Annotated in this window: 12 protein-coding genes; 3 read left to right on the top strand and 9 right to left on the bottom strand. The window is 43.4% G+C overall.

The genetic code is table 11. The annotated features are described in order from the left end of the window. Positions 1–202: 202 nt before the first annotated feature. The 5 genes from ACXACS_RS10950 to cysK all read right to left on the bottom strand — a co-directional run bounded on the left by ACXACS_RS10950 (position 203) and on the right by cysK (position 3,594). On the bottom strand, positions 203–610 hold the full coding sequence (locus tag ACXACS_RS10950; protein WP_474806514.1) for a hypothetical protein: 408 nt from the start codon (positions 608–610) through the stop codon (positions 203–205). A 167-nt stretch (positions 611–777) separates the two neighbouring features. Further along, positions 778–1,239: a hypothetical protein gene (locus tag ACXACS_RS10955; RefSeq protein ID WP_474806516.1), complete on the bottom strand. Its 462-nt coding sequence runs from the start codon at positions 1,237–1,239 to the stop codon at positions 778–780. Positions 1,240–1,352: 113 nt separating this feature from the next. Continuing rightward, positions 1,353–1,766, bottom strand: a complete 414-nt coding sequence (locus tag ACXACS_RS10960) for a hypothetical protein (protein ID WP_474806518.1) — start codon at positions 1,764–1,766, stop codon at positions 1,353–1,355. 173 nt (positions 1,767–1,939) lie between these two features. Further along, positions 1,940–2,398, bottom strand: coding sequence for a nuclear transport factor 2 family protein (locus ACXACS_RS10965; RefSeq protein WP_474806519.1), 459 nt, complete (start codon positions 2,396–2,398; stop codon positions 1,940–1,942). A 230-nt stretch (positions 2,399–2,628) separates the two neighbouring features. Beyond that, positions 2,629–3,594: a cysteine synthase A gene (gene cysK / locus ACXACS_RS10970; protein ID WP_014949690.1), complete on the bottom strand. Its 966-nt coding sequence runs from the start codon at positions 3,592–3,594 to the stop codon at positions 2,629–2,631. Positions 3,595–3,865: 271 nt separating this feature from the next. Between cysK and ACXACS_RS10975 the strand changes: the two genes are divergently transcribed. From ACXACS_RS10975 to ACXACS_RS10985, 3 genes are all read left to right on the top strand, one after another. Continuing rightward, positions 3,866–4,702 (top strand): AAA family ATPase, encoded by an 837-nt coding sequence (locus ACXACS_RS10975; RefSeq protein ID WP_474806521.1) that lies wholly within the window; start codon positions 3,866–3,868, stop codon positions 4,700–4,702. Then, a complete protein-coding gene (locus ACXACS_RS10980; RefSeq protein WP_474806523.1) occupies positions 4,702–5,883 on the top strand; it encodes a vWA domain-containing protein in 1,182 nt (393 codons plus the stop codon). The genes ACXACS_RS10975 and ACXACS_RS10980 overlap by 1 nt, the downstream gene beginning before the upstream one ends. A gap of 139 nt (positions 5,884–6,022) precedes the next feature. Beyond that, positions 6,023–6,799, top strand: coding sequence for a nucleotidyltransferase family protein (locus tag ACXACS_RS10985; protein ID WP_474806525.1), 777 nt, complete (start codon positions 6,023–6,025; stop codon positions 6,797–6,799). Positions 6,800–6,844: 45 nt separating this feature from the next. On the opposite strand, the gene ACXACS_RS10990 is transcribed toward ACXACS_RS10985, so the two are convergent. The 4 genes from ACXACS_RS10990 to ACXACS_RS11005 form a co-directional block, all read right to left on the bottom strand. Beyond that, on the bottom strand, positions 6,845–8,218 hold the full coding sequence (locus ACXACS_RS10990) for an MATE family efflux transporter (RefSeq protein ID WP_474806527.1): 1,374 nt from the start codon (positions 8,216–8,218) through the stop codon (positions 6,845–6,847). A gap of 153 nt (positions 8,219–8,371) precedes the next feature. Then, the gene (moeA, locus tag ACXACS_RS10995; RefSeq protein WP_474806529.1) at positions 8,372–9,586 is read right to left on the bottom strand and encodes a molybdopterin molybdotransferase MoeA; all 1,215 of its coding nucleotides are present in this window, start codon (positions 9,584–9,586) and stop codon (positions 8,372–8,374) included. 148 nt (positions 9,587–9,734) lie between these two features. Beyond that, complete coding sequence (locus tag ACXACS_RS11000; RefSeq protein WP_474806531.1) at positions 9,735–10,406, bottom strand: phosphoglycolate phosphatase; 672 nt, start codon at positions 10,404–10,406, stop codon at positions 9,735–9,737. A gap of 93 nt (positions 10,407–10,499) precedes the next feature. Further along, positions 10,500–12,254, bottom strand: coding sequence for a sugar phosphorylase (locus ACXACS_RS11005; RefSeq protein ID WP_474806533.1), 1,755 nt, complete (start codon positions 12,252–12,254; stop codon positions 10,500–10,502).

Below are 12,254 nucleotides of genomic sequence, written 5' to 3' on the forward strand. Positions count from 1 at the left end.
GTAAGGACAACCTAGCAGAACAGCCTTGATGCGGGAATGTCACGGCTGAAGCCACTTTTTTATACTGTAAGTAAATGACGCCTAACTTTTAAATAAGGGGCGCAGGCATGTGGGGCATAATGGCGAAGCCGCCCCGCATGTATGCGTCCCAGCGAACGAAGTGAGTGGCTTAATTTTTTTGTTATGTTGCCAGACATTGAGGCTAATAGAAGTTATATAGCTCATTGAACCTTTCTAGTGACTCCTCTTCATTTTGCCCGAGAAGAGATTCGTTAAAACTGATATTTTCAGGTACGCCGGCAGTTGAAAAATTCACCCTAACAAACTCTGCAAAATGGCTTATGCCGTAGCTTAGATCCTGAAAGCCAAGAGTTTTGTTCTCTGAAATTGGCTTAAAAGAGTTCGCATGAATAAACAAGGAACTGAGAGTTGGGCCATTCTTATGATATTGAGCATTTATTTGTACGAGCTTAATTTCAACACCTTTTAGATGAGGCATTTTCTCTAATACAAAGGAGATTGATCTCTTTTCAATCGCACCTTTATCTAGTGACGCTAGTGTATCCCAAACATACTCTTCTGTTCCTTGGGCCGATGAAAGGAAGAGCATAAGAAAACATGCAAGCACTCTCGAATTCAACTTTTCAAACCTCCAATGTTTATTGCAACATAATGCCCAACTTTGGGGCACAAATACATGGGCTATAATTAGGAACGAAGTGACGTAGCCCATGTGTTTGTGTCCCAGCGAACGTAGTGAGTGCCAACAGTTGTTTGTTAGGCCTTTGGCTCACCTTTTTTACCCAATGCTAGTGGATTTTTGATAAAGGCAAATATAAGCAATCCGGCTAATACTATACTTTTAGCAACTTCAATACTAAAAGAAATGGGATTACTATCGTAACTAATAGTACCCAAGCGCCTTGCGTAAGTTGTCCCTTCCATAAATACTTCATGGAGGTCGGAGGCAGGCAGATAAAACAAAATGATGCACCAAACTCGAATTATAAAATGAATAATTTTGGAGTCTGTCTTCGTTAAAATATTAGGCACCTTTTTCACTGGGTTTTCTGCTGATCTTTGTACGTTTGTAGCTTCGGGATTACCTACACCTCTTTCAGCTAGTTCTGATTGTATTTCAGCAAATCTTTCAGGAAATTGGAGTTTATCAACTGACTCTTTTGCTTCATTAAGTTCGGCTACTGAGTAACTTGAATAATCTGGCTTTAAATCTGACATAGTTAACTGAGGCCTAACTTTTAAATAAGGGGCGCAGGCATGTGGGGCATAATGGCGAAGCCGCCCCGCATGTATGCGTCCCAGCGAACGCAGTGAGTGACTTAATTTTTTTGTTATATGCCATTTACACTCGCTGGTTGCTTTGCGATTTTAAAACAGCTTATGGCAAGTACAATAAGTATAGAAGCATATGGTTGATGCTTATAAATACCGATTGCGCCACCAATAAATAGAATAAGCCCGAATACTCTTAAGCCATTAGGAGATAACTTAGTTTGTTTTACCCGACCTAATAACAGCGCAACTCCCATGATGATGCACGGTATGCCGGATAGCAGGCCGACGAGCCCTAATATAGGGTTATTAGTGATGATCCATAGAATCGAACACAGACAACCAAGTGCACATAAAACAATAGACACTGTCACTTTAACTAACGGGTGAACTTCCTTTGAAAGGCCGTTTTCAAAATGCTGATTCATAATGGCATATAACAATTTAGTGTACGGAAAAAATCCTTTATGCAAAGTGGAAAATATCCGTATATCAGTTTTGTGTTGTTTTAAATTATCACCTTAAAACAACACATTAAACCAAAAATAAATGTATCCGAGCTCAAAAGCCGGAAAACATCCTTTTTATTTTTACTTATCGTAAAATTGGCAAGGGCTGTATATAAAAACAGTACCTGCTTTACTTGTTATAAGTAAGCATCGGGGTGAATTTTGTTTACCTTCCATTCACCATCTTCTTTAATCAAATCAAGGCTTCGAAGGTCTTCTACCTTGTCGCCATTGTAGTTCCCGCTTAAAAACACCGTAATGGTCGACTTTTCTGAAAATTCGTTTCTGCCAATCTTACCTGCACTTTGCGGGGTTACGGTCACAGTGTCGTACATTAAATTAAGCAGATGTCGTTGAACGTTACTATTGGTGTGGTATCGCGTTAGTATGCGCGACATTTTTTCACTGGATAGACGTATTGCTGTATCAAGATTATCGTCTTCGTAAACACTTTTTAGGAACATAACTGTGGTATATTCAGGTGTGCTTTCGTCAAGCATGCCATACCGCCCAATTCCTTCTTTTTTCTCACCACAAGCCGATAAAATCAAAACTGTAAAAAGCCCTAGTAGGGCGTACCACATACGCGTTTTCATTTGGGTTACCTTATTATAAAGAGGTGCGTTTCTTATTGATAGTTTCATATCTTAACTAAGTCAATGTAACGACTGCCAAGAAGTTTGCTAAGCGGATTATTCACAAAAACCTGTATGAAAGCAAAGTGACGGTAACATCTTACAAATTGTTGTTATAAAGAGGTTTTATTTGAAGCATAAAAAAACGAGGCACCGGGCCTCGTTTTAGCATTATTGAAATTGAAGGGCAGTTATTGCACTTCTTCTTGCTCGTCGAATGCACCAGCAAATAGTGGGCTACTTAGGTAACGTTCTGTACCACTTGCTAGAAGTACCACAACCACTTTGTCTTTATTTTCTGGGCGTTCAGCAAAACGCTTAGCGGCAACAACAGCAGCACCAGAAGAAATACCCGCAAGAATACCCTCGTCGGTCATTAGCTTGCGCGCCATGTCCATACATTCTTCGTTGGTTACTTGCTCAACTTCGTCAATTAGGTCTAAGTCCAGGTTACCTGGAATGAAACCTGCGCCAATACCCTGAATCTTGTGTGGGCCAGGGGTTAGTTCTTCACCCGCAAGCGCTTGGGTAATTACTGGTGAGTCTGTTGGCTCAACAGCAATTGAAGTGATCGCTTTACCCTTTGTGTTCTTAAGGTAGCGGCTTACACCCGTTATAGTACCACCCGTACCTACACCTGCTACGAATGCATCAACTTTACCGTCGGTATCTTCCCAAATCTCTGGGCCCGTCGTTTTTTCGTGAATAGCTGGGTTAGCAGGGTTGTCGAATTGTTGAAGCAATACGTATTTGTCTGGATCTGATGCCACAATTTCTTGTGCAGCGGCAACGGCACCTTTCATGCCCTTAGGCGCTTCGGTAAGTACAAGGTTTGCGCCCAATGCTTTTAGAAGCTTACGACGCTCAAGACTCATGCTGCTAGGCATGGTTAGCGTTAGCTTGTAACCACGAGAGGCAGCAACAAACGCTAAAGCAATACCTGTGTTACCACTGGTAGGCTCTACAATTTCTTTACCTTCGGTAAGGACACCGCGTTTTTCAGCATCCCAAATCATGTTAGCGCCAATACGGCACTTAACGCTGAAGCTTGGGTTACGCGATTCAATTTTTGCGTATACATTACCTGATGTTACGCGATTTAGCTTAACTAGTGGCGTGCGGCCAATAGATAGGGAATTGTCGTCAAATACGTTCATTATAAATCCTTACCTCGTTCCTTATTTTATAGGAAACCCCGTCTGTCGTTATCTGTACGACCTTTTTAGTAGTTAATAATTCAACGCGTGTGATAGTTAATAATTCACAGCCTGAATTAGGGGATTTCGTCATACCCCTATATCATTGGTCCCAATCAGTAAAATGCAAAGTGCTTTTTAGCTATATGTTATATCTATGGGCAATCATGAGAAGGCCTTGATATTATAGTTAAAATTGCAAAGACGAAAAATTATACGGAGTACAACAATAATGGCTTTCAGTGGCACGTCTAATTATATTGCAACCAAAGACTTACAGCTGGCGGTTAACGCTGCCAACACGCTAGAGCGTCCGCTTCTAATTAAGGGCGAGCCAGGTACCGGTAAAACTATGCTGGCTGAAGAGTTGGCAGAGAGTTTAGGTACAGAATTAATTCAGTGGCACATTAAATCAACCACCAAAGCGCAACAGGGTTTGTACGAATATGATGCAGTATCACGGCTTCGCGACTCTCAACTTGGCGACGATCGCGTTCACGATATAAGCAACTACATAGTAAAAGGTAAGTTGTGGGAAGCATTTAGCGCAGAAAAACGGCCAGTGCTGTTGATTGACGAAATCGACAAAGCAGACATTGAGTTCCCCAACGACCTGCTGCTAGAACTCGATAAGATGGAGTTCTTCGTATACGAAACACAAGAACGCGTAGTAGCAAAGCAGCGTCCTATTGTTATTATTACGTCTAACAACGAAAAAGAACTACCTGATGCTTTCTTGCGCCGCTGCTTCTTCCACTACATTCAGTTTCCGAACCCAGATGAAATGCAAGAAATCGTCAATGTGCATTTTCCTGATCTAAAGAAAAAGCTGCTTGATGAAGCGCTGAAAGCATTCTTTGAAATTCGCGATGTTCCAGGGCTTAAGAAAAAGCCTTCGACGTCTGAACTTATCGACTGGCTTAAGCTTTTAGTTGCTGAAGATATTCCACCAGAGGCACTGCATTCAAAAGACGGTAAAGCAGCAATACCGCCATTATACGGCGCATTGCTTAAAAATGAGCAAGACATTCATTTGTTTGAAAAATTGGTCTTTATGGCGCGTCGCTAATGCTTATTCAGTTTTTTTATACGCTGCGAAAATATCAGGTCAAAACCACGTTGCGCGAGTTGCTTGATTTGCTTAAAGCGTTAGAGCATCACGTGGTGTACGCCGACATCGAAGCTTTCTACAGCTTGTCTCGTACCATTATGGTGAAAGACGAAACCCAGTACGATAAGTTCGATAGGGCGTTTGCTGAGTATTTCGAAGGGGTAGAGTCTATCGACTTGTTCGGTAAAGACATTCCTGAAGAATGGCTTCGCAAGGAAATTGAAAAAAATCTAAGCCCTGAAGAGCGCGAGGCACTGCGTAAAGCGGGCGGCCTCGATGAACTGATGGAAACCTTGAAGAAGCGCTTAGAAGAACAAGAAAAGCGCCACCAGGGTGGAAACAAATGGGTTGGCACGGGCGGCACCTCGCCCTTTGGCGCTTATGGCGACAATCCAGAGGGCGTGCGAATTGGGCAAAAAGGGAATAGAAAGTTCTCAGCGGCTAAAGTGTGGGATAAGCGCGAGTTCAAAAACTTAAGTTCAGATGTTGAGCTGGGTACGCGTAACATTAAAGTGGCGCTAAGAAAGCTGCGCAAATTTGCTCGCACGGGGGCCAGCGAGCACCTAGATGTGCCTACGACGATAGGCGAAACCGCAAAGAAAGGTGGCTTGCTAGATATTCATATGGCGCCAGAACGTCATAATGCGGTAAAGGTATTGATGTTTTTTGATGTGGGGGGCTCTATGGACCCTCACGTTAAGAGCACCCAAGAGCTTTTTTCAGCAGTGCAGACCGAGTTTAAGTACCTTGAGTACTTTTACTTTCACAACTGCGTGTATGAAGAAGTGTGGAAAGATAACCTTCGTCGCAATAAAGAGCGCATTCCTATTTGGGATATCATTCACCGCTACGGGAAAGACTATAAAGTTATTTTTGTAGGTGATGCAACCATGGGGCCGTATGAAATTACCTACCCAGGGGGCAGTGTAGAGCATTGGAATGAAGAGCCAGGTAGTGTATGGATGCAACGTTTGCTGAACCACTTTAACAATGCTGTGTGGCTTAATCCGCAAGCTGAGAATTATTGGCCGTATTATTCGTCTATTAAAATTATCCGCGAAATAATGGAAGACAGAATGTACGGGCTTACTCTTGAAGGGTTAACGGAAGCGATAAAAGGGCTTAGCAGAAGCCGTTGAGTCATTTAAGGGAAAAAGGCTTTTTTGCACACGCGAATACAGCGCTGGCTCTTGCTTTGCTAACTACAATCGGGTCAGATTGCGACGTTAATGATTTTGCGTTTGTCTTGATAAAGCGCGTTGACTAAAAGGTGTTACATTGAGTTCGGATGTTTATCGCTTAGCTTTCGTTTTACTTGCTGGCGGGCAAAGTTCCCGCTATAACGGCAACAAACTCTTATCAGAGCATCCGATTACAAAATTGCCGCTTGTTGAGCACAGTGCTAACGAGGTTACTCACGCTCGCGATAAAATAGTGTCGATCAGTAAACATCCAGTTACGGTTGTTACAGGCAAATGGCACGACAGCGTGAGTTCGCAGTTAGCTGAAGCTTTTTCTGGTCTACCTGTATCGCATATTGAGGTGATAAACAATAAGCAGTGGGAAGAGGGGATAGCGTCAAGCATTCGCAGCGGGCTTTCACATTTACTACGCCCGGCATTACAACGTAAAACGTCGCTTTCACCAGCTTCGCTTCCAAAACCACCTCTACAAACATCGTCGTTACCTGAAGGAGCATCTTCTAGCACCAATCCTTCACATGTTCTTTTTACCCTTGCTGACTTACCAAGCCTGAATACTCAGGACCTTATCCGCCTTATTGATGATTCTAAAGCTTATCCAAACCATATAGTGTGTAGTGAGTGGCAGAAGCATGGGGATAAGTACGGGGAGCATAATAGTCGGTTGACAGTGCCTGCCATTTTCCCAGAGGCAATGTTTAGCGAATTATTAGCGCTACAGGGAGATACTGGCGCTAAGCCAATTATTAAAAAGTATGCGAAGTTAGGGAAAGTAAAGGCTGTGTCTATACCCAATGCACAATTTGATATAGACACCCCGCAAGATTGGGAAAAACTTAAACAGCGAAATTAGCCCTTTTTCTATCGCGTTTTAGGCAGTCTTCGCTAACAATTCTATTTAAGCATTCGCTAAGCGATGAGCTGCACTTGGCCTTTGAATATAAAGAAGTCGCGCTCCAAGCATCACGGCTGCTGCACTTAAGCCTACGATGAATCCTATCCAGAACCCCGCTGCCGCCATCGGCTCAGCCGTGACCCAGTCTGTTCTTCCTAAAACTACACCCGTAGGGAGACCTATTAACCAGTACGACACAAAGGTAATGATAAACATCGCCGTAGTGTCTTTGTATCCGCGTAATGCATTGGCAGAGATAACCTGAACAGCGTCTGACAGCTGAAACAGTGCAGCGTATATAAGTAGCGCATTAGCTAACGTGTAAACTGCATGGTCGCTGGTGTATAGCCCAATAATGAAACCTTTAGCCAACAGAGTGAAGCTCGCTGTACACGCAGAGGTGAAAAAGCCGATAAGAATAGCGGTACGGGCTGCTATTTTGGCCTGACGCTGATTTCTTTGCCCAATGCGATACCCAATACGGATCGCGGCAGCCATCCCAATACTCATGGGAAACATAAACATAAGCGCCGAGAAATTCAGGGCTACTTGGTGGGCCGCTACCGTGGTAGCGCCAAATGGTGCTAATAACAATGCAACTAGCGAAAACAGCGTTACTTCGAACAAAATCGTCATGGCGATGGGTAAACCCATCTTAAAGGTTCGGTTTATGGTTACCATGTTTGGCTTGTACAGCTGGCTGAACAAATTGTATTTTTGCAGGGCAGGGGCAAAGCGCACATAGACAAAGGTTGCAATCAGCATAGTGTAAATAACAATGCAAGTAGCAATACCACAACCGGCGCCGCCCATGGCAGGCAGTGGGCCAACACCGTAAATAAATAGGTAGTTTCCAACAATATTAGCCATCAAGCCAATTACGGTAATGATCATAGTCGGCTTGGTTTTACCTAAGCCTTCACAATAGTTTCTAAGCCATTGGTACAAAGCAAAACCTGGCATGGCAAATAGAACGTAAAGCACATAGTCTACCGTGATGCTGTGCAGTTCAGGCGCCATAGGAAAAAGCGCTACCATATTTTCAGTGAAGGGAATTAACCCTGCTATTACCAATCCCACGAAGAAGATCAGGTAGCCGGCTTGCTGACTGGCATCAGCAATGCTGCTAATACTTTTGTTGCCTTGTAACCGCGAAATAATAGGGGGAAGCGCAAGGGCTATACCTTGTATAAAGCACAAAAGTGGTACGGTTATGCTAAACCCTAGGGCCACTGCTGCCATGTCCGTAGCGCTATAACGCCCCGCCATAATGGTATCGCTTACGCCCATTAGCATCTGTGTAATTTGCGCAACTAGCAATGGCCAGGCTAGTTTTAAAATATCTCTTCCTTCTACAAGAAAGCGTTTCTTATTCACGGTAATGTGTCTCTATATAAGTCGCCAAGAGCGGCGAGGATAATGGCTAATTGTTTCGCGTAGTGCTTTGATAATTGTTTCTTGGTAAATACAGAAGCAAAACCGAATCGCGAAAAAAGTGATCTAACGTAAAGCGTTTAAACTACAGCCATTTTAAAAATGAAGCGGCATAACGGGAACAGTGTCGCCAATGTTTAACTCACTTATATCCTCATGCACTACCATAAGGCAGTTGGCAGAGGTGATTGACGTCATCACGCCAGAACTTTGTGATTTAAACGGCGTGACTTCCCATTCTCCTTGGTTGTTTCTCACCATAGTTGCACGTTGGAAATCTCGTCGACCCGCACGGCGCTTTAGCGATGTGGTAATAGTCGCGTTCACAAAAAACGGCTCGTAGCTTTGTGCTTGGCCTTGCATTTTCTTGATAACGGGCACAACCAATAACTTGGCGGTGACAAATGAAGATACAGGGTTGCCCGGTAAACCACAAAACAAGGTGTTATTAATTTTGCCTAAAGCGAAAGGTTTGCCCGGTTTAACCGCGACTTTCCAAAAATCGATAGTGCCTAGTTCAGCGATGATATCTTTTACGTAGTCTGCGTCACCAACTGAAACACCACCGCTACTTACCATCACGTCTACACGCTCGCTTGCTTCAATAAATAGCGTACGTAAGGAAGCTTCGTCATCTTCCACAATACCGAAATCTACAAGTTCTACGTTTTCATTGCGTAATATACTGCTCACGCCAACGCGGTTCGACTCGAAAATTTGTGTTGGTTTAAGGGCGTCACCAGGGGCGGCAAGTTCAGAGCCGGTTGCTACCACACCAACGCGAAGCTTTCGGTAAACTGCTACGGTGCTTTTTCCTTGAGAGGAAAGCAACATAAGATGCTCGGCGTGAAGGCGGGTGCCTTTACTAATTAGCGTATCGCCACAGGCAATGTCATTGGCTTTCTTGCGAATATTCTCTTTCGCAGAAGGAACTTTGTTTATGACTACAGCCTTGTCGCGGGTTTCAGTATTTTCTACCATCACGACGGCATTGGCATTATCCGGAATGGGCGCGCCGGTCATGATTTTAAACGCTTTACCATTTTCAAGCGGCTCGTCAGCGCTCATACCTGCGGTAATAACACCTTGAACTTCAAGCTCAGCACCATTAGAAAGGTCTTCAACGTTAACGGCGTAGCCGTCCATCGCCGAGTTGTCCCAAGGTGGAACATCAATATGAGCGATAACATCTTCTGCTAAGATGCGGTTGTTGGCGTCAAAAATACTCACATGTTCAATGTCGCTTATCGTTTCTGCAGCGTTAAGCGCTTTAGTAAGGGCTTCTTCAAGTGAAAGCCATTTAGATGACATACCAACAACTCCAATTAATTATTTAACAGGCGGATATTACAGAAAAAACATCCTTATACCAAAGGTTAAAGCGTGAAATAAAAGAAAGTAGCTAGCAATGCGTGTAAAGCGCAGTCACGAATTCTACCCAAGTGACATCTATAGAGTTTTATTGATGCAGTGTCAGGATTTCACTAAAGCTGTCGAACACCCAGTCAGGTTGATAGGTAGAAATACTTTCGCCGTAATTGTAGCCATAGGTAAGGCCAATACTTTTTATGTTGGCGGCCTTTGCAGCAAGAATATCATTCTTGGAATCGCCTACCATTACACACCGTGAAGGTGAAATGTTAAGCTGTTCACAGGCGTTTAAGAGAGGCAGGGCTGATGGCTTTTTCTGCGGTAAACTGTCACCGCCGATAGTAAGTGAAAACAGAGACAACAACGAGAACGAAGACAAGATAGGCGCAATAAACTCTGAAGGCTTGTTAGTTATCAATACTAGCGTATAACCACGCTGTTTTAACGCATGTAGCGTGTCAAAAACACCATCGTAAAGCACAGTACTTTTAGTTTCTAACGTTCGATAATAGAAAAGAAATTTTTCTAACGCAGTATCAACTTCCAATTGCTCAAGGTTGTGGTTTATTTTCGTATCTCCACTTAACCCGCGTTCCACTAAAACCCGGGCGCCATTTCCCACCCAGTGTCGTATAACGTGCTCGTCATAAGTTGGCAGTTGATAATCACTTAGCATCTTATTAAGGGCAGTAGCCAAATCTGGCACGGAATCGACCAGCGTTCCGTCTAAGTCGAAAAGAAAGGTATTAATTTCTTGCATTACAAACTTGATTAACTAACGAATGTGATAATCATAACACCGCAGTTTCCGTACCGCGGTAGATTTATTAGCCACCTAAATTTTGTAAACTATTTACTCAAAATCTTGGTTGCTGATCCAAAGTACTTGATAAGGCTTCATTTGTAAGAAACCGCTGGATAGTGCTATTTCATCACGGGTGATAAGGTCAATCCAGTTATCGGTACCGATAAGGTTAATGTCAGACAGTAGAATAGTTTGTTCTTCATCTGAAATATTACTAATACAGAAAATACTTTGTTTTCTGTCCAGGCTTTGACGCCAATAGCCAAACAGTTGATTGTTTAATTGTAGCGTAAACTGCGTGGCGTTGGGGTGGAATGCAGGCTGTGCTTTACGTATGCGTATAAGCTGCGAGATTCGCGTTAGTACTTTATGGTGTTGAGAGAAAGGCGAGTCTAACAAGGCCTCTAATTCGCTAAAGTCCCAGCGCTTTCTATTTATAGAGCGATTTTGGCCGGTATTAGCAACCTTCTCATAATCGTTAGATGTACCAAGTAAACTGTGGATGTAAATACCGGGTATGCCTTCCATTCCTAACATTATAGCGTGGGCGCAGATAAAGCGGTCAACCTGATATTTGTCCGGACCTTTTATAGTACCTTGCAGAGCGTCGAATAGCGTTATATTTATTTCATAAGGCTTTTGTTGCCCGTGCTCAGATGCGCGCCACGATACTTTTCCACCAAAATGCTGCATGGCATGCACTAAGTCAGATATTTCTTCTTCAGAAAGCAAGCCTTCTGCTGGGCGAAGTCCAATGCCATCGTGGGATGCAATAAAGTTGAAATAAGCCGTGCCGTTTTGCGCCGGCGGCATACTCATCATCCAGCTTTTCAAGTACGAGCAATCACCCGTCACTAGGGTGTTTACAAGTAACGGGGGAAGTGAAAAGTTGTAAATAGCGTGAGCTTCGTTTGCATTACCAAAATACGTCAAATTTTCCCTGTTAGGAATATTGGTCTCGGTAATGATTATGATGGATGGGTCTACATGCTCAATAAGGGTTCTTATTAAGCGAATAACCTCGTGGGTTTGGAATAAGTTGATACAGTTTGTACCTACAATTTTCCAAAGAAACGCAACGGCATCCAAACGGAAAATCTTTGCGCCTTTGTCGATGTAAAGCTTAATAATATCAATAAAGGCCAACAGTACCTTCGGGTTTCTAAAGTCAAAGTCAACTTGGTCATGACTAAAGGTACACCAAACGTGTTTAGTACCGTTCGCAGTTTCCGTTTCGCGAAGTAATGGCGACACGCGAGGGCGCGTCACCATAGATAAGTCATCGCTCGGGTCGGCGGTGAAGAAAAAGTCAGATCCCGGACCTTCACCTTTGATAAAGTTATCGAACCACACGCTTCTTGCAGAACAATGATTGATTACTAAATCTGTCATCAGTCCGTAATCAGCGGCTATGGCTTCAATATCGTCCCACGAGCCTAAAGATTCGTTCACGGTGGAATAATCGATAACCGAGAACCCATCGTCTGAACTGTACGGAAAAAATGGCAAGATATGCACATTGTTCACCGTATTCTTACAGTAGCGATGCAGAAACTTGTTCAATGTAACCAGCGGGCGCTCGTCGTCGTCAATAACGCTATCACCATAGGTAATCATGACGATGTCGTCCTCATCCCAATAATTGTGATGTGACTTAGGTGACGCAATGTCCGTTTGCTGCTGAATGCCTATTGTATTCATTAGTTCAGTCGCTAGCGTCTCATAAGAGACGTCTAGCGCTACATCAGCATAAATGCTTTCTAAATGGTGCTTTACTTTGTCATGGAGATGATCCCATGCCAT

Source organism: Alteromonas sp. AWM4_230 (assembly GCF_056158305.1).